This window comes from Shigella dysenteriae (genome assembly GCF_022354085.1).
Lineage (GTDB): Bacteria > Pseudomonadota > Gammaproteobacteria > Enterobacterales > Enterobacteriaceae > Escherichia > Escherichia coli.
The window spans coordinates 4,936,903-4,959,858 of sequence record NZ_CP055055.1 but is presented as its reverse complement, the minus strand read 5'-3'; the positions used below and the strand labels follow the sequence as shown (position 1 = coordinate 4,959,858).

Annotated in this window: 18 protein-coding genes and 4 tRNA genes; 9 read left to right on the top strand and 13 right to left on the bottom strand. The window is 52.2% G+C overall.

Going from position 1 to position 22,956, the window contains the following annotated elements:
- Positions 1 to 81: 81 nt before the first annotated feature.
- A complete protein-coding gene (locus HUZ68_RS23645) occupies positions 82 to 846 on the top strand; it encodes a phosphodiester glycosidase family protein (protein WP_033814731.1) in 765 nt (254 codons plus the stop codon).
- Positions 847 to 981: 135 nt separating this feature from the next.
- On the opposite strand, the gene uvrD is transcribed toward HUZ68_RS23645, so the two are convergent.
- From uvrD to lptM, 6 genes are all read right to left on the bottom strand, one after another.
- Positions 982 to 3,144 (bottom strand): DNA helicase II, encoded by a 2,163-nt coding sequence (gene uvrD, locus HUZ68_RS23640; RefSeq protein ID WP_033814730.1) that lies wholly within the window; start codon positions 3,142 to 3,144, stop codon positions 982 to 984.
- Positions 3,145 to 3,227: 83 nt separating this feature from the next.
- Positions 3,228 to 3,944, bottom strand: coding sequence for a 5-amino-6-(5-phospho-D-ribitylamino)uracil phosphatase YigB (gene yigB / locus HUZ68_RS23635; RefSeq protein WP_001213584.1), 717 nt, complete (start codon positions 3,942 to 3,944; stop codon positions 3,228 to 3,230).
- Complete coding sequence (gene xerC / locus HUZ68_RS23630; protein WP_000130686.1) at positions 3,944 to 4,840, bottom strand: tyrosine recombinase XerC; 897 nt, start codon at positions 4,838 to 4,840, stop codon at positions 3,944 to 3,946. Before xerC ends, yigB begins: the two co-directional genes overlap by 1 nt.
- Positions 4,837 to 5,544, bottom strand: coding sequence for a DUF484 domain-containing protein (locus HUZ68_RS23625; RefSeq protein WP_000812796.1), 708 nt, complete (start codon positions 5,542 to 5,544; stop codon positions 4,837 to 4,839). Before HUZ68_RS23625 ends, xerC begins: the two co-directional genes overlap by 4 nt.
- Positions 5,541 to 6,365: a diaminopimelate epimerase gene (gene dapF, locus HUZ68_RS23620; protein ID WP_033814729.1), complete on the bottom strand. Its 825-nt coding sequence runs from the start codon at positions 6,363 to 6,365 to the stop codon at positions 5,541 to 5,543. The genes HUZ68_RS23625 and dapF overlap by 4 nt, the downstream gene beginning before the upstream one ends.
- Positions 6,366 to 6,401: 36 nt before the next feature.
- The gene (gene lptM / locus HUZ68_RS23615) at positions 6,402 to 6,605 is read right to left on the bottom strand and encodes an LPS translocon maturation chaperone LptM (RefSeq protein ID WP_000799889.1); all 204 of its coding nucleotides are present in this window, start codon (positions 6,603 to 6,605) and stop codon (positions 6,402 to 6,404) included.
- A 188-nt stretch (positions 6,606 to 6,793) separates the two neighbouring features.
- On the opposite strand from lptM, the gene HUZ68_RS23610 reads away from it, so the two are divergent.
- Genes HUZ68_RS23610 through cyaY form a run of 3 tightly spaced genes read left to right on the top strand, consistent with a single transcriptional unit; the run spans position 6,794 to position 9,962 of the window.
- A complete protein-coding gene (locus HUZ68_RS23610; RefSeq protein ID WP_033814728.1) occupies positions 6,794 to 8,272 on the top strand; it encodes a hypothetical protein in 1,479 nt (492 codons plus the stop codon).
- Complete coding sequence (locus HUZ68_RS23605; RefSeq protein WP_033814727.1) at positions 8,269 to 9,594, top strand: hypothetical protein; 1,326 nt, start codon at positions 8,269 to 8,271, stop codon at positions 9,592 to 9,594. The genes HUZ68_RS23610 and HUZ68_RS23605 overlap by 4 nt, the downstream gene beginning before the upstream one ends.
- A 47-nt stretch (positions 9,595 to 9,641) precedes the next feature.
- Complete coding sequence (cyaY, locus tag HUZ68_RS23600) at positions 9,642 to 9,962, top strand: iron donor protein CyaY (RefSeq protein ID WP_000999947.1); 321 nt, start codon at positions 9,642 to 9,644, stop codon at positions 9,960 to 9,962.
- A 39-nt stretch (positions 9,963 to 10,001) separates the two neighbouring features.
- On the opposite strand, the gene cyaA is transcribed toward cyaY, so the two are convergent.
- A complete protein-coding gene (gene cyaA, locus HUZ68_RS23595; RefSeq protein ID WP_239593985.1) occupies positions 10,002 to 12,548 on the bottom strand; it encodes a class I adenylate cyclase in 2,547 nt (848 codons plus the stop codon).
- 386 nt (positions 12,549 to 12,934) lie between these two features.
- On the opposite strand from cyaA, the gene hemC reads away from it, so the two are divergent.
- The 5 genes from hemC (at position 12,935) to aslA (ending at position 19,355) form a co-directional block, all read left to right on the top strand.
- Positions 12,935 to 13,876: a hydroxymethylbilane synthase gene (gene hemC / locus HUZ68_RS23590; RefSeq protein ID WP_001307481.1), complete on the top strand. Its 942-nt coding sequence runs from the start codon at positions 12,935 to 12,937 to the stop codon at positions 13,874 to 13,876.
- Positions 13,873 to 14,613 (top strand): uroporphyrinogen-III synthase, encoded by a 741-nt coding sequence (gene hemD / locus HUZ68_RS23585; protein WP_000026057.1) that lies wholly within the window; start codon positions 13,873 to 13,875, stop codon positions 14,611 to 14,613. Before hemC ends, hemD begins: the two co-directional genes overlap by 4 nt.
- 21 nt (positions 14,614 to 14,634) lie before the next feature.
- Positions 14,635 to 15,822, top strand: a complete 1,188-nt coding sequence (hemX, locus tag HUZ68_RS23580; protein WP_239593984.1) for a uroporphyrinogen-III C-methyltransferase — start codon at positions 14,635 to 14,637, stop codon at positions 15,820 to 15,822.
- Between the two features lie 2 nt (positions 15,823 to 15,824).
- Positions 15,825 to 17,021, top strand: coding sequence for a protoheme IX biogenesis protein HemY (gene hemY / locus HUZ68_RS23575; RefSeq protein WP_021565478.1), 1,197 nt, complete (start codon positions 15,825 to 15,827; stop codon positions 17,019 to 17,021).
- A 678-nt stretch (positions 17,022 to 17,699) separates the two neighbouring features.
- Positions 17,700 to 19,355 carry an arylsulfatase AslA gene (gene aslA / locus HUZ68_RS23570; RefSeq protein ID WP_069913881.1) on the top strand — a complete coding sequence of 552 codons (1,656 nt, stop codon included), beginning with the start codon at positions 17,700 to 17,702 and terminating at the stop codon, positions 19,353 to 19,355.
- A gap of 167 nt (positions 19,356 to 19,522) precedes the next feature.
- On the opposite strand, the gene HUZ68_RS23565 is transcribed toward aslA, so the two are convergent.
- The 6 genes from HUZ68_RS23565 to thrP all read right to left on the bottom strand — a co-directional run bounded on the left by HUZ68_RS23565 (position 19,523) and on the right by thrP (position 22,829).
- Positions 19,523 to 20,758 carry an anaerobic sulfatase maturase gene (locus tag HUZ68_RS23565; protein WP_069913880.1) on the bottom strand — a complete coding sequence of 412 codons (1,236 nt, stop codon included), beginning with the start codon at positions 20,756 to 20,758 and terminating at the stop codon, positions 19,523 to 19,525.
- Positions 20,759 to 20,904: 146 nt separating this feature from the next.
- A tRNA-Pro gene (locus HUZ68_RS23560) sits at positions 20,905 to 20,981 on the bottom strand.
- Positions 20,982 to 21,023: 42 nt separating this feature from the next.
- Positions 21,024 to 21,110 (bottom strand) — tRNA-Leu (locus tag HUZ68_RS23555).
- 20 nt (positions 21,111 to 21,130) lie between these two features.
- Positions 21,131 to 21,206: transfer RNA gene (locus tag HUZ68_RS23550), tRNA-His, on the bottom strand.
- Between the two features lie 58 nt (positions 21,207 to 21,264).
- A tRNA-Arg gene (locus HUZ68_RS23545) sits at positions 21,265 to 21,341 on the bottom strand.
- A gap of 102 nt (positions 21,342 to 21,443) precedes the next feature.
- Complete coding sequence (gene thrP, locus HUZ68_RS23540) at positions 21,444 to 22,829, bottom strand: bifunctional threonine/serine APC transporter ThrP (RefSeq protein ID WP_000774731.1); 1,386 nt, start codon at positions 22,827 to 22,829, stop codon at positions 21,444 to 21,446.
- Between the last annotated feature and the right edge of the window lie 127 nt (positions 22,830 to 22,956).

Genomic DNA, 22,956 nt, shown 5'->3' with positions numbered 1-22,956 from the left:
GAACAATAGTTGAACTTCGCGCTTTTTGGTACTCGTCAAGGTCGCTAACAGGATAAAAAAATCCCACATCCAGGACCTATAATGGCGCATCGGCTACTCATTGGTAAAGGAATGATCACCTTGAATCTCAAACGGATTTTTCTCGCCCTCACCTTACTTCCCTTGTTTGCTGTTGCCGCTGATGATTGCGCACTCTCAGATCCGACGCTGACCGTACAGGCGTATACCGTTAATCCTCAAACAGAGCGGGTGAAAATGTACTGGCAAAAAGCCAATGGCGAAGCGTGGGGAACGTTACACGCTCTGCTGGCGGATATGAATAGTCAGGGTCAGGTGCAGATGGCGATGAACGGCGGCATCTATGATGAAAACTATGCGCCGCTCGGTTTGTACATCGAAAACGGTCAGCAGAAGGTGGCGTTAAATCTCGCTTCAGGTGAAGGGAATTTCTTTATCCGTCCTGGCGGAGTGTTTTATGTCGCGGGAGATAAAGTCGGCATCGTTCGTCTGGATGCCTTCAAAACCAGTAAAGAGATTCAGTTTGCGGTGCAGTCAGGGCCAATGTTGATGGAAAACAGTGTAATTAATCCGCGTATTCTCCCCAACGTCGCCTCGCGCAAAATTCGTAATGGAGTAGGGATTAATAAGCAAGGGAACGCCGTGTTTTTACTTAGCCAGCAGGCGACCAACTTTTATGATTTTGCCTGCTATGCCAAAGCGAAACTGGACGTCGAGCAGCTCCTTTACCTTGATGGCACGATTTCACATATGTATGTGAAAGGCGGTGCGATTCCCTGGCAACGTTATTCCTTCGTCACCATGATTTCCGTCGAACAGAAAAGTTAGAGTGTCAGATACTGAATATGGTGCTGATGCCGGATGCGGCGTAAACGCCTTATCCGGCCTACATGACATTGCAATTTATTGAATCTGCATGATTTTGTAGGCCGAATAAGGTGCGCAGCACCACATCCGGCAACGTTATACTGTCTCCAGCCGGGCGTAAGCCGCCACCAGCCATTTAATACCCTGGCCCTGGAACGCCACCTGCAAACGGCTATGTTCACCGCTGCCTTCCATATTGACGATAGTGCCTTCGCCAAACTTGGCGTGGCGCACGCGCTGGCCGAGTTTGTAACCGCTGTCGTTCTCAGCCATCGGTGTACCCATACGCTGATGGCTGACCGGGCGGCTTACCGTAGCGCGCAGGCGCACCTCTTCCACACACTCTTCCGGCAACTCGCCGATAAAGCGCGACGGGCGATGGTAAACTTCTTTGCCATACAGACGGCGAGTTTCCGCGTAGGTCAGCGTCAGTTTCTGCATCGCGCGGGTTACACCAACGTAGGCCAGACGGCGTTCTTCTTCCAGACGTCCGCCTTCATCCAGCGACATCTGGCTTGGGAACATGCCCTCTTCCATACCAACGATAAACACCTGAGGAAACTCCAGACCTTTCGCCGAGTGTAGCGTCATCAACTGCACCGCATCCTGCCAGGTATCCGCCTGCCCTTCACCTGCTTCCAGTGCCGCATGGGAGAGGAACGCCTGCAGCGGCATTAAATCTTCGTCTTCTTCGTTGTAGCTGAATTGGCGCGTTGCCGTCACCAGTTCCTCTAAGTTTTCGATACGCGTCTGACCTTTTTCGCCCTTCTCCTGCTCGTACATGGTACGCAGGCCGGAGTCTTTAATTACCCGGTCAGTCTGTACATGCAGCGGCATATCGGCAGTTTCCTGCGCTAAGGCGTCGATCAGTTCCATAAACCGCTGTAAGGCGCTGGCAGCACGTCCGGCGAGGGCTTTTTCCTGCAACAGTTCACGACATGCCTGCCAGAGTGTTAACTGGCGATCGCGCGATGTCTGACGTACCACGTCCAGCGTCCGGTCACCAATACCCCGCGTTGGCGTATTCACCACACGCTCAAAGGCCGCGTCGTCGTTGCGGTTGGCAATCAGGCGCAGATACGAGAGCGCATCTTTGATTTCCTGGCGTTCGAAGAAGCGCATCCCGCCGTAAATACGGTACGGCATACTGGCCTGCAATAACGCCTCTTCGAGCACCCGCGACTGGGCGTTGCTGCGGTAGAGAATGGCGCACTCGGCAAGCGCTCCGCCGTTGTCCTGCCAGGTTTTGATGCGGTTAACCACAAAACGCGCTTCATCGAGTTCGTTAAAAGCGCAATAGAGGGAAATAGGCTCACCGTCCGCGCCATCGGTCCACAGTTTTTTACCCAGACGCCCGTTATTGTTTTCAATCAGGGCGTTAGCGGCGCTCAGAATATTGCTGGTAGAGCGGTAGTTTTGCTCCAGACGAATAGTTTCAGCACCGGGGAAATCATTAAGGAAACGCTGAATATTCTCCACCTGCGCCCCGCGCCAGCCGTAGATTGACTGGTCGTCATCGCCAACGATCATCACTTTGCCGGTATCGCCCGCCAGCAGGCGGATCCACGCGTACTGAATGTTGTTGGTATCCTGGAATTCGTCCACCAGGATGTTAGTAAAACGTTCGCGGTAGTGTTGCAGGATATGCGGCTTGTTAAGCCACAGTTCGTGGGCGCGCAGCAGCAGCTCGGCGAAGTCCACCAGGCCCGCGCGGTCACACGCTTCCTGATACGCCTGATACACCTTCTGCCAGGTCTGCTCCACCGGATTACCGTAGCTTTGAATATGATGCGGACGCAGGCCTTCATCTTTCTGGCTGTTGATGTACCACATTGCCTGGCGCGGCGGCCACTGCTTCTCGTCGAGGCTCATGGCTTTGATCAGACGCTTAAGCAGGCGTAGCTGGTCTTCGCTGTCGAGGATCTGGAAATCCTGCGGCAGGTTGGCGTCCATATGGTGCGCACGCAGCAAACGGTGCGCCAGCCCGTGGAAAGTGCCGACCCACATACCGCCCTGGCTGGTGCCCATCAGTTGCCCGATACGATGACGCATCTCCGCCGCCGCTTTGTTGGTAAACGTCACCGCCATAATCGAGTATGGCGAGCAGTTTTCCACGCTCATCAGCCAGGCGATACGATGCACCAGTACGCGCGTCTTACCACTGCCCGCGCCCGCCAGCACCAGAAGGTTGCTGCGTGGAGCGGCCACCGCTTCGCGCTGTTTGTCATTAAGGCTGTCGAGCAGGTAAGAAACGTCCATTGGCACCGCCGCGTAAAAATAGGTTGGGCGGAGAAGCGCAACGCCCTCCGCCAAAAAGCTGGGTATATATACAGATTTGCTGATTATATCAGCGAGGTCAGAGATGCCAACCGGGAAATTTCCAGATGCGGCAGTAAACGGCTGTCCCAGGTTTGCATCAGATCGCCATTTTCCGGTCTGATCCAACAGGCCTGCATTCCGCTGCGAATTGCCCCACCCACGTCAGTGGTGAGATCGTCCCCAACATGTAAGATCTCGCCGATCGGCACGTTGAGTTTTTCCGCAGCCAAAAAGTACATATCGCTGAACGGTTTTGAGCGCCCGTGCGGGCCAGCGCGCAGCACAAACTCAAAATAATCCCCCAAACCAAACAGTTCCGGCTGGGCGTTACCGTTGGTGATCGCCACCAGCGGCCATTTCTTCGCCAGCTGTTTTAAGGTGTCGTGAGTTTGCTGCGGGACGTCGATTCGGCTGCGCCATTTGGCAAAGTTAATCATTGCTGCGTGTGCGCCTGCACTGGCTTCTTCGGCACTCAGCCCGGCGTCGAGCATCGCTTGTTCAATCGAACGAAAACGCCAACGCGTCACGTCGTGATAAATCTCGGGTTCCGCTTCCCGTACCGCCTGGCGCAGGCGTTGCAGATCTTCATTCTGGAAGCTGCGCAGCGCCGGATGATAATTTTGCACAAAGGTAAGCGCCTCTCGCTCGGTGCGCAAAATCACCGGACGGTTATCGTAAAGGGTATCATCCAGGTCAAAGGTGAGCGCCGAGATGCGCCCCAAAGGCCGGTAAAAACGCATTATTTCCCCCGTTTGGCGCGTGGATGCGCCGCATCGTACACCGAGGCAAGGTGTTGAAAATCAAGATGAGTATAGATTTGCGTGGTGGAGAGGTTGGCATGACCCAGTAGCTCCTGCACACCACGAAGATCGCCGCTCGACTCCAGCATATGCGTAGCGAACGAGTGACGTAATTTATGTGGGTGAACGTGATTATTCAGCCCTTGTTTTATGCCCCATTCGGCAAAGCGTTTCTGCACATTACGCGCGGAGATACGCTTGCCCAGTTTCGACAGAAAAAGCGCGTCGTCTTCGCTACCAAACAGGTCGCGCAAATCAAGCCAGTGCTCAATCCACGCCACAGCGTTGCGACCAATCGGCAGGCGGCGCTCTTTGCTGCCTTTCCCCATTACCCACACTTCACCAGACTCCAGGTCGAGGTGTTTGATATCCAGCCCCACCAGCTCGGAAAGACGCAGACCCGCGCCGTACATCACTTCCAGCATTGCACGGTCGCGTACAGCGAGGGGATCGTTGATATCAATATCCAGCAGCCGATTCATATCGTCGACGTCGATGTTTTTCGGCAGATGACGCGGCGCTTTCGGTGCCGAAACACCTTTCGCCGGGTTAGCTTTGAGTTCGTTCTGGCTGACCAGCCAGTCAAAAAAGCTACGTAGCGCAGAAAGCCGTAACGCGAGGCTTGCTGCTCCCAGCCCTTTACGGCGACTGCGTACAGCAAAATTGCGTACCATCGCTGCATCGCATTGTTGCCAGCTTTGCAGGCCGTTTTCGCTGGCAAAATTGATGATCGCCTCAAGCTGACGCTGGTAGTTAAGTAGGGTTATCGGGCTAAGCTGACGCTCCACGCTCAGATAACGTAGGTAGCGTTCTACATCGGTGTGTAAATCGGTCATACGCGTTCAATCCAACGCTCCAGAAGCTCCGGCAACATCAGCGCAATTTCATGAAGTAACTGCGTTCCCTGCCCTTGTTGATAGTGACTGGCATCGCGACTGGTAAACAGCACGACACCCAAATCAGCATCGCTTCCCAGCATCGACATCGCCACCGATCCCACCGCTTTCGCTTCCGGTAGCACCACCAGCAGCTCTGGTCCGTTAAGCGGCCCAAGATAGTGCTGTTCCTGCCCCAAACGCTGAATACGCAGCGGTTCGAAAGACTGACGGCTTAATGCCAGATGAGTGTGGTTCGACGGCGCACCTAAGCGCCAGCGATCCGGAAACAGGCGCAGACTCGCACCTGCCAGGCCGAGATCGCGCGCCCAGCGGTGAAAGCGCATCAGCATATCGTCGAGACTGCTGGCGGCGGTGAGACTGCGCTGCAGGTAGAGTAGGCGATAAAACAGGCCTTCGTTGGCGATAGCCTGTTCCATCAACAGCGCCATGTTCTCTTCCAGAACATGAATATGATTACGTGCGCGGGCCATGTGCCACTCGACCAACGAAACGGTGCCGCGTACCGGATGCGGCACACGTATCGCTTCTACTGCGCGCGCATTGCGGATAAAAAACTCAGGATTTTTAATCAGATAATCGACAACCGCCCGGTCATCAAGCTCCGTGAGTGTTTCCTGCAGTTCTTCCCCTGGTTGCTTCATAGATGAATAAATCCGTCGTAGACATGTACCGCCGGGCCAGTCATATATAACGGGTGACCCGGACCTTTCCAGGCGATATCAAGACGACCGCCGGGGAGTTCCACGCGTACTTCTTCGGCCAGCAAACCTTGCTGAATCCCTACTGCAACCGCCGCACACGCGCCGCTGCCGCAGGCCTGGGTTTCTCCTGCCCCACGCTCATAAACGCGTAAACGAATATGCTCGCGCTTAACCACTTGCATAAAACCGATATTGGCTCGCTCCGGAAAACGCTCGTGGCTTTCCAAAACAGGACCAAGCGTTTCTACCGCCGCGGTATCGAGATCATCGACCTGAATCACGCAATGCGGATTTCCCATCGACACCACGCCGCATAAGATTGTCTGCTCGGCGGCGCGCATAATATAGGTCTTTTCCGCTTTGTTAGCGCGAAACGGCACAGCGGAAGGTTCGAAGTTGGGTTCGCCCATATTTACGCGGACCAGATCATCATCGGTGACGGTCAGAACCATCCGCCCGTTGGCGGTGCTGACGCGGATATCGCGCTTATTGGTCAGCCCTTTCAGGCGCACAAAACGGGCAAAGCAGCGCGCACCGTTGCCGCACTGCGCCACTTCACTGCCATCAGCATTGAAAATGCGATAGTGAAAATCCAGTTCAGGATCATACGGCGGCTCAACCACCAGCAGCTGGTCAAACCCTACCCCCAGGTGCCGATCCGCCAGGCGACGAATCAGCTCCGGTGAAAAAAAGACATTCTGCGTTACCGCGTCGACGACCATAAAATCGTTGCCAAGGCCATGCATTTTCGAGAACTGCATCATTTACTCCAATCACGCGGGTACAGAAACTGACTTCTAGTAATTCACCTGGGATGGACCATCGCCAGTGGCGCGATCGTTTTTATCCGGCACCGTGGATTGCGTTTGCGTCTCTACCGGTTTGGTCGGCGGCGGTGCATTTTTATCTGCAGGCGGGAAATAGAGCGGACCTTTCAGACCGCAGCCCGTCAGGCTGAAGAGAGTAAGTAATACAGTGAGTGCCTTAAACACGTTTTTCATTATGGATTGCCTGTAAAGTTCATCGCTTTCTGCTTTCTATCATCGCAGGAGAAGGCGTAAAAGCAAGCGTTTAGCGACTCTTTATGAAGTCTGAAAAGTGAGGAAATGCTGCGAGTATAACGCTTACTCGTGAGGATTTATGTTCTGCTGGCAGTTTCGTGATCAACACCTCGCGCCAGGATGGCTTTATGCACTATCGCAATGTGGTTTGTTTGTTGGCTTGTTCATTGTTCTTATCGTCGGCATGGGGATGTCGGCTTGATGCACCTGAACATAATATTTACCAGAAACAGGGAAAAGGCGTGGTGTACCTGCGCCCTTATAAAGAAACAAATCTTTCTCTACCTGACGTGAATTACAAGAGTTTGCGTCGGTTACCCAATTTATTAATAGACCCGACAACACTAGACGAATGGGATAAAGAACCGCCTCAGACTGATTTGACAACCGACTACCTCTATGAGGGCGCACAGGCCTGGTATCCTCATTATTCCTGGTATAGCGATGGTCGCAATATCCTCTACGCGGGTGAAGTTGTGCAAAACCCTCCCGGCACACCTCCCGTCGATGTCGCCTCGTTCAAGGCATGGGGTGATTTTGCTGCAGATAAACACAGTCTCTATTTTGAAGGCAAGCGCACCGATGACAATGGTGGGAGAAATAGCTTAGATATCAAAACGCTGCATCAGGTGGAATTCCGGCCTCCCTGGGCTCCTGACTTACTGGGGCTGATATTACGTGACGCTAATTTCTTGTATATCAATGGGCATCGCCTCGCTGACCCCGAGAGTTTCCGTGTGCTGGCGCAGAAGTCCTGGGATCAGCGAGGAAAGTTTTCCACCACGTTTAACCCCTGCGTTGCCGTACCATTCGGCCCCTGGGATACCCTGGCTCGTACACGGACCAAAATCCTGATCAACGGTGAACAGCTTGTTGCCGACCCGGACACCTTTTCCGTCGTGCGCTGGATGCCCGGCTCACTCTTGACCTGGCGTGATAAAAACGGGCTACAGCGTAAAGTCCTCGACAAGGAAAATCTGGCGTGGGATGAGGATTTAACAAAGCACTGTCTGGATTTTTCTCTGCTGGAAAAGAAAGTGTTCTGGCGTCAGGGGCCTGACTGTAAACAGGAAGAATTACCGGGACTCGATCCGGAACAGTTTCACCCCATCAGTGATGCTGTCGCACAGTATCAGGACTCGCTTTATACCATCATCGAAACAGAGTCTGGTGACCGCAAGCTGGAGATCGTGAAACTTGATGATCCCAATCTTATTATCAACAAACGTTTCAACGCCGGGAAACGCCACGGCTATTTACTTACGCGTGCCGAAGGGTGGCCATACCATTCCGGTTTACACGTGTTTGAATCTGACGGACCGCTGATCTTACTGGATAACCGTTCTCCGGATGAACGCGAAGCCCATCTTAATGACCATCCCTTTTTGCGTAGATGGTATGCCCGCGATAACCGCTACGTTTACAGCTTTGATGGCGCGCAGCTCTGGCGATACCGCACCGCTGATCCGAAACAAGTTCGCTTAATCTGGAAGGAACAACATTCGGGATATGGCTACGGGGTAAATTACAAAACGGGATATCTGGACGGAAAAATTACCGATGACGGCGAATTTATTCCTGCCCCGCGCAATGAGGCGACAAAATGAAGGGTCAAATAATCACAGTTGCACTCATCCTGTTGGGGCACACATTTCTGACACCTGCTGTACAGGCCATAGGGTTCGACTATTACAATGATCACGGTGTTATGTCTTACGGTAAAGGTTATGGGGAGGATGAGAAAATCATTGCCCAATTTCCGAAGATGAACAGAGCCGATTTGCGCCTTGTGACAAATATATCCGGGGAGCGGGAGTTAGTGGAAGGCTATATACCCACTGATGAAATAAGCATAAAAAATGAGGAATACCACTGGGTGACAGACGGCCGCGTTATTCTCTGGCGTGGCAAAATCGTTAGCAATCCACCGGGAACACCCACTGTCGATATTGCCAGCTTTCAGGCTATGGGCCGCTTCGCGGTCGATAAATATAGCCTCTATTTTGATGGACAGCGCACCGAAAGTAATAGCGGCGCGTCACGTGTTGATCTGGCGACACTAAAAGCTATCGAAGGTAACTCTACCACGCTGGTGGATAGTAAAAATCTCTATTTGTCCGGTCGACGTCAGGGGAGCAGCAATAATGTTACTGTATTAGAAAAAAGATGGTGGGGTATTAATCCACGTCTTATGAGTGTAAACAGAAATTTGTATTCCAATGATCTGCTTATCCGCAGTGGGCAGAATATTTATTTAAATGCCGTTCACCTTACAGCGAATGCAGACTCATTTGAGATAATTCGCTGGATACCTCATTCACTGCTGGTTTTTCGCGACAATAAGGGTCTGCATCGTTATCCCTTTGGGCAATTGTCTGGCAAAGCGATACCCGTAGATGATGACGTCTCTTTTGAAGTAGGGGAAAGTCGCGTTCGCTGGCGTAAACAGCTCACGCCCGACCGTCAGTGGAGCAAGTGGATAGACCTACCAGGTATTGAACCTGAACAATTTCATCTGATTACTGGCAATATTGCGCAATATAAAGATCGGTTGTATGTAACAAAATTATCGACATTTGGTGAAGACCAGCTTGAGATAATCCCGCTGGATACGCCAGACCTGGTCATTGATCACTCATTTAATAGCGGCAAACAGCATGCTTATTTTATCCGCCAATTACGGTCAAAGAGCGTGCAAATTATTCCAGTTAACGGTCCGCTAACTAAAAACGATCGCTTCGCTTATGACGATCGCAATGTTTATACATGGACCGATACAGAGGTAAGGATTACACCCTCCCCCTGCCCGGCGAAAACACGCGTCAGAGAAGAGAATGTGCGCGAACTTCACAACAGAGACATTATTATTCCGTTGACGGATGAATCATGCCGTAACGCAGCCGCAGAGGTGCAAACTTTGAAGCCCTGACCCCATGCCGCTATACTGCCGCCATCACTTAAAAACAGGATACAACAATGAACGACAGTGAATTTCATCGCCTGGCTGATCAACTGTGGCTGACCATTGAAGAGCGTCTGGACGACTGGGATGGCGACAGCGATATCGACTGCGAAATCAACGGCGGCGTGCTGACCATTACCTTTGAGAATGGCAGCAAAATCATTATCAACCGCCAGGAACCGCTGCACCAGGTATGGCTGGCAACCAAACAAGGCGGCTACCATTTTGATCTGAAAGGCGATGAGTGGATTTGCGATCGCAGCGGCGAAACCTTCTGGGATTTGCTGGAACAGGCGGCGACGCAGCAGGCGGGTGAAACAGTCAGTTTCCGCTAAGATTGCATGCCGGATAAGCCTCGCTTTCCGGCACGTTCATCACGAAAAATATTGCTGTAATAGCGGCGTATCGTGATCCTGATTGGCAGGCGGCATGTTACCGATAGATTTTGTGCGGAACGGAATCACCTGTTCACGACCATCAACCTTCACAATCTGATAGAACTGCGGCAGGTTGAAGTTGATGAAGCTTGAGCCGTAGGTGAAGCGGTCGTGCGATGACGAGTAGAAGCGACTGACGTCACGCACCAGTTCCTCTTTGCTGCCTTCGCAGTGGTGATACACCTCAACCCGGTTGCTTTCGTCGAGAATGTAGATATTAAAGCCATTCTCGTCTTGCGTTTCTTCGAAGAAGAACTGGATGATCCCTTCACTAGCAAAGCCGTCCACCACCGCCGGTAATTTGACGTGATTGGTTTCAACCTGCACTGACAAGCCGTGCAGTTTGTTATGCGAAATAGCGCCATAAAACTCGATGGCGTTTTCCAGTTTTTGTACCGATACATTCAGGCGTTCGAAGAACAACCCCCAGGTTTGACCAGAAACGCGCAGCGCCTTGAAACGCCCGGTTTCCTGGCGGGTGCTGGAAAGGCGCAGTTCAATACACTCAGAAACCAGTTGCTGCACGCGAGTACGGATTAACCCGCGCAGATGCTGGCTATAACAGAAGACTTCCACGCTATCTGGCGGTGCGGCGTCCTGATGCATTTTGCCGAGAATAGTTTTCAGGGCTTCGATCATCGATTGCTCGCCGTTGAAGTGCAGCGTACGCACTTCGTTCCACGAGTTGCGGTACAGCAGGTCAACGCTACCTACCAGGCAATTTTGATTCTCGCCAAAGCTGAAGACATCCAGCTTACGGAAATCAAAATGCACCACCTGATTGCGGAACGCCGCTGTCGGGTCATATTCCAGGTTAACGATAATCGCCAGATGGCGGATCTCACACGGGCTGTAGAGCGCCTTCGGTGTCGGTGCAGGTAAGCGCAGCGGGAAATGGTGCGACACGTCGGCGACCATCTCCTGCAACTTAGGCAAATCGACAATGCCGTTACCTTTAATATACAAACGGGTGCGCGAGGTCAGCAGGCCGTTAAACCATGCCCACGCCACCAGTTTATTCAGGTAACGGTTATATTCCAGCGGCTGATGGCTGATGATCGACTCAATATTTGGCGCGCGGTTATACAGATACCAACCTGAACGGTTAGCACGGCCCGGCGGCACATAAATAAAGGTCAGATTCGGTTCCGAGAGATCGGGTGAAATCTGCGGGTTTACCAGCGTCACTTTACCTGGTAATGCTTCAAACGCGGCATACAGCTTACGCGTCAGCACGCCGATATCCTGCGGACTGGCGGAGACGCTAAGGTTATTGCGACGCGCAAAGCGGATCAGATTACGGTAGCTCTGCATCATCGCGTCGAGCAACTCGTTGTGCGCCTCACGCACCTGATCAATCTTCCAGTTAGCGCGGTTATCGAGCATTGCCAGACGAGCTTCGTCCCAACCCCACTCGCTCACTAACTGGCTCAACACTGCGCGACGCCAGCCTACGCAGGCGCGTTCACGGCTGAGCTTTTCGCACACTTTTAAATAGAAGCAGCGACGTACTAAATCCAGACGGGTAAAATCTTCAATCGCCGCCAGGTATTCAGTAACACGCTCCAGCATCATGCAGTATGGATCGAGACCAAACGATACAATCTCGCCGTCGTGCAAACGCTGTTTGATATCTTTCGCCAGCAGACGTGGGTTCGGGTATTCCCAGGAATAGGCTTCCAGCAGCAGTGTTTTCAGTACCGCTTTGTATGGGGAATCGATACTCTTGTAGAGCTGCCAAAGGCTGGCACCAAAGTACTCTTCAGCAGAAAGCGAGCTTAAGCCACCGAGATCCAGCCATTCATTTGGCGTCAGCACGCCCTGCGCGTAAAGCGTCATCACATAGTCGTCGTAATGCTCTTCTTCGTCGCACGGCACCATATTCCACAGAATACGCTTACCGGCGAGACGCACGGCGGTACGATAAAATTCGTCAAGCAGCAGTATATGCTGGGTGGAGCCACAATCTTCGCCCCCCAGGCTGCCGCTTTCATTATGACGGAAGCGGTTTTCATCAATCAGGAAGAAGCTGACTTCCACACCCAGCGAGGCGGCCCAGCTTTCCAGCAGACTACATTTACGTTGTAGTAACTGGCGCTCTTCGCTATCGAGCCAGGATTGATGACAGACCCAGATATCCAGGTCAGAGGAACAACTTTGCCCTACGGACGAGGTGCTGCCCATGGTGTATACACCAGTAATTGGAAGCTCACCTTTCGGTGGGTCCTGTACTGACATTCCACGATACAGTTCAAGCTCGTTCAGGTAGTGGCGTTGAGTTTCATCAGGCGTGTAAAGGCAAATGCCTTTGGGAACGTTACCATCAAGGTAACCCGGCATTAGCGGATGGTGATAGTGCAACAATGTCGGCAGTAGACTGTAGACCTGTTGGAATGCAGGCCCCATAGCAGCAAGCGCGCGATCCACACGCAATTGATTTATGGCATCCAGTCTCTGTTTCAGAGTCTCAATATAGAGGTACAAGACGTATCGCCTGATTTGCTACCCGTCATGACTGTGATTCCGCCAACATCAACGGTAACACGCGGCATTCGGGATATTTCGTATGTCAAAGGTAACCGTTACCACTTTTCGCGCCTGGTTTTTTTAGTTTCACGACGAAAAAATGGTCTAAAACGTGATCAATTTAACACCTTGCTGATTGACCGTAAAGAAAGATGCGCTACATACAAGTGTAGCACCGTTTATTCTCTGTAAATTCCTTATTACGACGGCGTGAAACGCCTGTCAGGATCCACTGCCAGACCTCATTTTACGGTTTGCGCAGGCGTCTACGTTTCACCACAACACTGACATCACTCTGGCAAGGATGTTAGGATGGACCACGGATGATAATGACGGTAACAAGCATGTTAGACAATGTTTTAAGAATTGCCACACGCCAAAGCCCACTTGCACTCTGGCAGGCACACTATGTCAAAGACAAGTTGATGGCGAGCCATCCGGGCCTGGTGGTTGAACTGGTACCGATGGTGACGCGCGGCGATGTGATTCTTGATACGCCGCTGGCGAAAGTAGGCGGAAAAGGCTTATTTGTAAAAGAGCTGGAAGTCGCGCTCCTGGAGAATCGCGCCGATATCGCCGTACATTCAATGAAAGATGTGCCGGTTGAATTCCCGCAAGGTCTGGGGTTGGTCACTATTTGTGAGCGTGAAGATCCTCGCGATGCCTTTGTGTCCAATAATTATGACAGTCTGGATGCGTTACCGGCAGGCAGTATCGTCGGGACGTCCAGTTTACGTCGCCAGTGCCAACTGGCTGAACGCCGCCCGGATCTGATTATCCGCTCCCTGCGCGGCAACGTCGGCACTCGCCTGAGCAAACTAGATAACGGCGAATACGATGCCATCATTCTTGCCGTAGCCGGACTAAAACGTTTAGGTCTGGAGTCCCGCATTCGCGCCGCGTTACCACCCGAGATTTCTCTTCCGGCGGTAGGACAAGGTGCAGTCGGTATTGAATGCCGCCTTGATGATACGCGCACTCGCGAGCTGCTTGCCGCGCTGAATCACCACGAAACTGCACTGCGCGTTACCGCAGAACGCGCCATGAATACCCGTCTCGAAGGTGGATGTCAGGTGCCAATTGGTAGCTACGCCGAGCTTATTGATGGTGAAATCTGGCTGCGTGCGCTGGTCGGCGCGCCGGACGGTTCGCAGATTATTCGCGGTGAACGCCGCGGTGCGCCGCAAAATGCCGAACAAATGGGGATTTCGCTGGCAGAAGAGCTACTGAATAACGGCGCGCGCGAGATCCTCGCTGAAGTCTATAACGGAGACGCCCCGGCATGAGTATCCTTGTCACCCGCCCGTCTCCCGCTGGAGAAGAGTTAGTGAGCCGTCTGCGCACACTGGGGCAGGTGGCCTGGCATTTTCCGCTGATTGAGTTTTCTCCGGGTCGACAATTACCGCAACTTGCTGATCAACTGGCAGCGCTGGGGGAGAGCGATCTGTTGTTTGCCCTCTCGCAACACGCGGTTGCTTTTGCCCAATCACAGCTGCATCAGCAAGATCGTAAATGGCCCCAACTACCTACTTATTTCGCCATTGGACGCACCACCGCACTGGCGCTACATACCGTAAGCGGACAGAAGATTCTCTACCCACAGGATCGGGAAATCAGCGAAGTCTTGCTACAATTACCTGAATTACAAAATATTGCGGGCAAACGTGCGCTGATATTACGTGGCAATGGCGGTCGTGAGCTAATTGGGGATACCCTGACGGTGCGCGGTGCTGAGGTCACTTTTTGTGAATGTTATCAACGATGCGCAATCCATTACGATGGTGCAGAAGAAGCGATGCGCTGGCAATCCCGCGAGGTGACGATGGTCGTTGTTACCAGCGGTGAAATGTTGCAGCAACTCTGGTCGCTGATCCCACAATGGTATCGTGAGCACTGGTTACTACACTGTCGACTATTGGTCGTCAGTGAGCGTTTGGCGAAACTCGCCCGGGAACTGGGCTGGCAAGACATTAAGGTCGCCGATAACGCTGACAACGATGCGCTTTTACGGGCATTACAATAACTCTCATAACAGGAAGCCATAATGACGGAACAAGAAAAAACCTCCGCCGTGGTTGAAGAGACCAGGGAGGCCGTGGACACCACGTCACAACCTGTCGCAACAGAAAAAAAGAGTAAGAACAATACTGCATTGATTCTCAGCGCGGTGGCTATCGCTATTGCTCTGGCGGCGGGTGTCGGTTTGTATGGCTGGGGTAAACAACAGGCCGTCAATCAGACCGCCACCAGCGATGCCCTGGCTAACCAACTGACGGCATTGCAAAAAGCCCAGGAGAGCCAAAAAGCCGAGCTGGAAGGCATTATTAAGCAACAAGCTGCACAGCTTAAGCAGGCGAATCGTCAGCAAGAAACGCTGGCAAAACAGTTGGATGAAGTCCAACAAAAGGTCGCCACCATTTCCGGCAGCGATGCTAAAACCTGGCTGCTGGCTCAGGCCGATTTTCTGGTGAAACTCGCCGGACGGAAGCTGTGGAGCGATCAGGACGTCACGACCGCTGCAGCGTTGCTGAAAAGTGCAGATGCCAGCCTGGCGGATATGAATGACCCGAGTCTGATTACCGTTCGTCGGGCAATTACCGATGATATCGCCAGCCTTTCTGCAGTTTCGCAGGTGGATTATGACGGCATCATCCTTAAGCTTAATCAGCTTTCAAATCAGGTAGATAACCTGCGTCTGGCCGATAATGACAGCGATGGTTCGCCGATGGATTCCGACGGTGAAGAGCTTTCCAGTTCCATCAGCGAATGGCGTATCAATCTGCAAAAAAGCTGGCAGAACTTTATGGACAACTTCATTACGATTCGCCGTCGTGATGACACCGCCGTACCGCTGTTAGCGCCAAATCAGGATATCTATCTGCGCGAAAATATTCGCTCTCGCCTGCTGGTCGCAGCACAAGCTGTACCGCGTCACCAGGAAGAGACTTATCGCCAGGCGCTGGAGAACGTCTCCACCTGGGTACGAGCTTACTACGATACTGATGATGCCACCACCAAAGCGTTCCTCGACGAGGTGGACCAGTTAAGCCAGCAAAATATCTCGATGGATCTTCCGGAAACCCTGCAAAGCCAGGCGATGCTGGAAAAACTGATGCAGACCCGCGTGCGTAACCTGCTGGCACAACCGGCAGCGGGGACAACGGAAGCTAAACCTGCACCGCAAGCTGCACCGCAAGCTGATACTCCGGCAGCCGCGCCGCAAGGAGAATAACCATGCTAAAAGTGTTATTGCTCTTTGTGTTGCTGATTGCGGGGATCGTGGTTGGCCCGATGATTGCCGGTCATCAGGGTTATGTGCTGATCCAGACCGACAACTACAATATCGAAACCAGCGTCACGGGCCTGGCGATCATATTGATTCTGGCGATGGTAGTGCTGTTTGCCATTGAGTGGCTACTGCGGCGGATCTTCCGCACTGGCGCGCACACCCGTGGGTGGTTTGTCGGGCGTAAGCGTCGCCGTGCACGTAAGCAGACCGAACAGGCGCTGCTGAAACTGGCGGAAGGCGATTATCAGCAAGTTGAAAAGCTGATGGCGAAAAATGCCGATCACGCTGAACAACCGGTGGTGAACTATCTACTGGCTGCCGAAGCCGCGCAACAACGTGGTGATGAAGCGCGCGCCAACCAACATCTGGAACGCGCAGCGGAGCTGGCCGGCAATGACACCATTCCGGTAGAAATCACCCGTGTACGTCTGCAACTGGCCCGTAATGAAAACCATGCTGCACGCCACGGCGTGGATAAGCTGCTGGAAGTTACGCCACGCCATCCGGAAGTATTACGTCTGGCGGAACAGGCGTATATCCGCACAGGTGCATGGAGTTCGCTGCTGGATATTATCCCATCAATGGCGAAAGCCCATGTTGGTGATGAAGAACATCGTGTAATGCTGGAACAACAGGCATGGATTGGCCTGATGGATCAGGCGCGTGCCGATAACGGTAGCGAAGGTTTGCGTAACTGGTGGAAAAACCAAAGCCGGAAAACGCGTCATCAGGTAGCGTTGCAGGTGGCAATGGCGGAACATCTTATTGAATGTGACGATCATGATACTGCCCAGCAAATTATCATCGATGGCCTGAAACGCCAGTACGACGATCGCCTACTGCTGCCGATTCCTCGACTGAAAACAAACAATCCGGAACAGCTGGAAAAAGTGCTGCGCCAGCAAATCAAAAACGTCGGCGATCGCCCGCTGTTGTGGAGCACACTGGGCCAGTCACTGATGAAGCACGGAGAATGGCAGGAAGCATCGCTCGCCTTCCGCGCAGCGCTGAAACAACGTCCGGACGCCTACGATTACGCATGGCTTGCCGACGCGCTGGACAGACTGCACAAGCCGGAAGAAGCTGCAGCGATGCGTCGCGACGGTTTGATGTTAACGTTGCAGAACAACCCACCACAGTAGTTCCTTCTCACCCGGAGGCAAGCACCTCCGGGGCCTTCCTGACACATAAAAAAACGCCTGCTCTTATTACGGAGCAGGCGTTAAAACAGGTCTGTATGACAACAAGTGGGTGCTTCACTCAACGTTGTGTCCATGGTGTCTGATGAGGCATAAGCGACATCTGTCAGTGGACGATAAGCACCGTAAACGGCTCTGCGTCATTCCGGAGTTTATGAGGCACTAAGGCGAACATAAGAGATGGAATGAGCATCTACTCGTTTATTATGCCACAGAGAATCGGGAAATAACATCCCTTAACACTTGTTATGAGATAATTCTGTAATCCTCTTTGCTTCCTGAGTAATAACTTCCTGAGTGAATATTTAACCTGAGCTTGATCCTACACATACTTATTATGAATGATAAAATTCATTCAATTAATAACACATATATTAATTGCCGTTAAAACTAAAAACAGCATCAATAATCAACGCGATATAATAAACCTGCCTTACATATCAACTGCGCCAGAGGTAGGATTGAAAACGCTCTCCTGATTTTTAAATTCATTTCTTGGATAAATAAATAATTTATTTTTATCACTATTATTTATGTAATCATCCTGTCAGGGAGAGGGATCTCAATTATCAATGCTTAATTACGTCATCATTTTGTTGACATGAAACCGGAGCATTTTGCATGGAAATTTCGTTTTCACCCAAACTACTGGTGGTCGCTGTCGCCGCCGCTATTCCTTTGCTCGCCAGTGCTGCAGATACCCCCTCAACCGCTACCGCGCGCGAAGGCTATGCCGGGTATGATCACCCCAATCAGTACCTGGTTAAACCTGCAACCACCATTGCCGATAATATGATGCCTGTGATGCAGCATCCGGCACAGGATAAAGAAACCCAGCAGAAGCTGGCGGAATTAGAGAAAAAGACCGGTAAGAAACCGAACGTGGTTGTTTTCTTACTGGATGACGTGGGCTGGATGGATGTCGGCTTTAATGGCGGTGGCGTGGCGGTAGGTAACCCAACGCCAGATATTGACGCCGTTGCCAGCCAGGGATTGATTTTAACCTCTGCCTATTCTCAACCAAGTTCTTCCCCTACCCGCGCCACTATTCTCACCGGGCAGTACTCCATCCACCACGGCATTCTTATGCCGCCGATGTACGGGCAACCGGGCGGGCTGCAAGGGTTAACCACCCTGCCGCAATTGCTGCACGACCAAGGTTACGTCACCCAGGCTATCGGGAAATGGCATATGGGGGAAAACAAAGAGTCGCAGCCGCAGAACGTCGGCTTTGATGATTTCCGTGGCTTCAACTCAGTGTCCGATATGTATACCGAATGGCGCGATGTTCACGTCAACCCGGAAGTCGCCCTGAGTCCGGACCGTTCTGAATACATCAAGCAATTACCATTTAGCAAAGATGATGTTCATGCTGTACGCGGCGGCGAACAGGAGGCCATTGCTGACATTACGCCGAAATATATGGAAGACCTGGATCAACGCTGGATGGAATATGGCGTTAAGTTCCTCGACAAGATGGCGAAGAGCGATAAACCTTTCTTCTTATATTACGGTACGCGCGGCTGTCACTTCGATAACTACCCGAACGCCAAATATGCGGGAAGTTCTCCGGCCCGTACCTCTTATGGTGACTGTATGGTAGAGATGAACGATGTGTTCGCTAATCTCTACAAAACGCTGGAGAAAAACGGTCAGCTGGATAACACGCTTATTGTCTTCACCTCCGATAACGGCCCGGAAGCCGAAGTGCCTCCGCACGGTCGCACACCGTTCCGTGGTGCGAAAGGATCTACCTGGGAAGGCGGCGTTCGCGTTCCAACTTTCGTGTACTGGAAAGGCATGATCCAACCGCGTAAATCTGACGGCATTGTTGATCTGGCAGATCTCTTCCCAACAGCACTGGATCTGGCGGGGCATCCTGGCGCGAAAGTCGCGAATTTAGTGCCGAAAACCACCTTTATCGATGGTGTGGACCAGACATCTTTCTTCCTGGGAACAAACGGTCAGTCTAACCGTAAGGCCGAGCACTACTTCCTCAACGGCAAACTCTCTGCTGTACGTATGGATGAGTTCAAATACCATGTGCTGATTCAGCAGCCATACGCTTATACCCAGAGCGGGTATCAGGGTGGGTTCACCGGCACGGTAATGCAAACAGCCGGATCGTCGGTGTTTAACCTGTATACCGATCCGCAGGAGAGCGACTCTATCGGCGTGCGCCATATTCCGATGGGTGTACCGCTACAGACCGAAATGCACGCGTATATGGAGATCCTGAAAAAATATCCACCACGCACGCAGATTAAATCTGATTAAGCCGGCGCTATCGCTGAGATCTGCCTTTGCCGGATGCGATGCTGACGCATCTTATCCAGCATACAGAACGCTGCAATTTATTGAATTTGCACGATCATGTAGGCCGGATAAGGCGTTTACGCCGCATCCGGCAATCAACCGCAGGCGGCCACAAAATGGCCGCTTTTTTACTTACTCACCACCAGCAAATGCGCATGCATAATGTCGCTGGCCGGACGACCGTGCGCCAGCAAATCAGCCATTGCTTTAAGATATGGCGGTAGATGGCGGAAATAACGCTGATACCCGGCACACAAATAATTCAGTCCCGGTTTGCCGCTGGCATCGAGCATGAAGCGGTGTTTCGGGCAGCCTCCCCAGCACGCTTTTAACACGTTGCAACTGCGACACTGCGCCGGTAACTGCTTAAATTTATCTTCACCAAAAGCCTGCTGCTGCGGAGAATCTACCATTTCTGCAATTGTTTGCTGGTGCATATTCCCCAACCGATATTGCGGATAAACATAGTGATCGCAGGCGTAAACGTCGCCGTTGTGCTCAACAATCACCGAGCGCCCACAGGTTGGCTGATGATGGCAAACCGCACCCGGCGCACCGACAAAATTGGCAAACGCCCATTCGATATTCATCACGAAAATCTTGCCGACGTCGCGTTTAATCCAGTGGTCGAATATCGCCACCAGAAATTCACCAAATTCATCGGGGCGCACAGACCATTCCGTCAGTTCCCCCTGAATATCACCAGGCGCATGTAGTTTCAGTCCTTCGCGGGCAGTCGTTTCATCAGCCAGGCGCTCGACCACCGGAATAAACTGGATGAATTCCACTCCCGCATCGCACAAAAAATCATATACCTGCAACGGTTGCTGCGCGCTGGTGCGATTAACGCAGACCAGCACGTTATAGTCGACATGATGTTTTTGCAGGAACGTCAGGGCACGCATCACCAGCTTATGCGTGGGTCTGCCACCTTTAGTCACGCGATATTGATTGTGGATCTCAGCCGGACCATCCAGCGATAACCCAACAAGAAAATGATTTTCTGCCAGAAATGCACACCATTCGTCATCGAGCAGCACGCCGTTAGTCTGGAAGCTGTTACTTATCTTCCTGCCAGCACCATATTTCGCCTGTAGCGCTACGGCACGGCGGTAAAACTCCAGCCCGAGTAGCGTTGGTTCGCCGCCCTGCCAGGTAAAAGCCACTTCGTTTTGCGGTTCGCTGGCAGCGATATAGTGACGGACATACGCTTCCAGCGTGTCATCGTCCATATGCGTGACTGGCTTTTCGCGGTAAAGGGATTGTTTTTCGAGATAAAAACAGTAGTCACAGTTCAGATTACAATCGGAACCGCTCGGTTTCGCCATCACATGAAAAGCACGCGTTGGAACCTGTTGCAGCATGGTCGCTCCTTGCCTGAAGTCATCCTTCAATACGTTAAGGGCGAAATCATACCGTGGGGCAATGAGTTATTACGGGCGTTTATTGCGAAGGAAGGGTGATAGAATGCACAGAAAACAAAAAACCCCGCCGAAGCGGGGTTCAAAATTGGTCGGCGAGAGAGGATTCGAACCTCCGACCCACTGGTCCCAAACCAGTTGCGCTACCAAGCTGCGCTACTCGCCGAAATACTGCTTTTTGAATTTTTAGTTCAATTCTTTAAAGTCGTGGTGCGAGGGGGGGGACTTGAACCCCCACGTCCGTAAGGACACTAACACCTGAAGCTAGCGCGTCTACCAATTCCGCCACCTTCGCATTGTCACAACTTCTAATAATGGGGTGGCTAATGGGATTCGAACCCACGACAACTGGAATCACAATCCAGGGCTCTACCAACTGAGCTATAGCCACCACTACAAATCTTGTTACGCGGTATTACTACCACCGCAGCTCAAGCGCCGGGACTAAATGGCGCGCCCGACAGGATTCGAACCTGAGACCTCTGCCTCCGGAGGGCAGCGCTCTATCCAGCTGAGCTACGGGCGCTTAGCGCCGTTGCGGGGGTGGATAATACGGACTTCCCACCCCTCTGTCTAGTCCCTTTTTAAATAAATTGCGCGTTTGGTTACGGTTTGTGCGTTTTGCTGCTTATTCCTCCAGTTTATGCGCTTTCCCGTGGCGATTAAGGCCAAAAACTTTATAAATCGCCGTCACCGCCAGCATAAAGATGATGCCAACAAACAGCGACATACGCGTATCTTCATTAAAGTACATGCCGATCAAAACGCAAATCAGGAATGCCATTGTTACGTAGTTGGCCCACGGGAACAGGATTGAGCGGAACGGATGGCTGGCAATCGCCGCTTTATGTGCACGCCGAAAACGCAGCTGGCTTATCAATATCACAAACCATGGCACCATCCCCGGAAGCACGCTGGCACTGTAGACGTAGACAAACACACGCTGCGGATTGGGAATGATGTAGTTCAGGCATGAGCCAATTAGCAGAATAGCAATAGATACTGCCACACCCGCAACTGGTACGCCGTGACGGGAAACTTTCGCCATCGCCGCCGGTAACTGACGGTTTTTCGCCAGTGCGTAGAGCATACGTCCGCAACTGTACATGCCGCTGTTACAGCCAGAGAGCGCAGCCGTCAGCACCACAAAGTTGATAATGCCCGCCGCTGCGGTAATACCGATTTTGGCAAAAGTCAGTACGAACGGGCTGCCGTTGCTGCCTATTTCGTTCCACGGGAAGATGGTGACGATAACGAAAATCGCGCCAACGTAGAAAATCAGGATTCGCCACAGCACCTTGCCTACGGCACTGCGCAGCGTCACCTGCGGATTCTTCGCTTCACCGGCAGTAATGCCAATCAGCTCCACGCCCTGGTAGGACGCCACCACAATACACAATGCCGTCAGGAACCCTTTCCAGCCACCAGCAAAGAACCCCCCGTGCTCTGTGAGATTGCTAAAACCAATCGACTGCCCGCCATTGCCAAAGCCAAAGAAAATCACGCCCAGGCCAATGACAATCATCACGATAATCGTGGTGACTTTGATCATCGCGAACCAGAACTCGATTTCGCCGTACAACCGCACCGCCGCCAGATTCGCCAACGCCACCAGCGCCACTGCGATCAATGCGGGTATCCACTGCGCCATCTCCGGGAACCAGAACTGGACATAAACGCCAATGGCGGTGATTTCAGAGATCCCCACCGCCATCCACATAAACCAGTAAGACCAGGCGGTGAGATAGCCAAAAAACGGGCTCATATAACGATGCGCATAAACGGCGAACGAACCGGTAACCGGTTCGAGGAACAACATTTCGCCCATTGAACGCATGATGAAAAAGACGAACAGCCCGGCGATGATATAGGCCAACAATACGGATGGCCCGGCCCATTTCAGGGTACTGGCGGCCCCCATAAACAGGCCGACGCCAATAGTGCCCCCCAGGGCGATGAGTTCGATATGTCGAGCTTCCAGCCCACGCTGTAGCTCTGGTTTGTTATCTGCCATAAATCCTCGTGTTGTGTTTGCATGCTTTCCGGTGTTACCGGTTATCGTTATGGGTACATCGAGTGTTGCGAATGTTTTCGTAATTCAGGAGAAATGGCAAATAAAGCATTAAAAATTTGAATGCTTT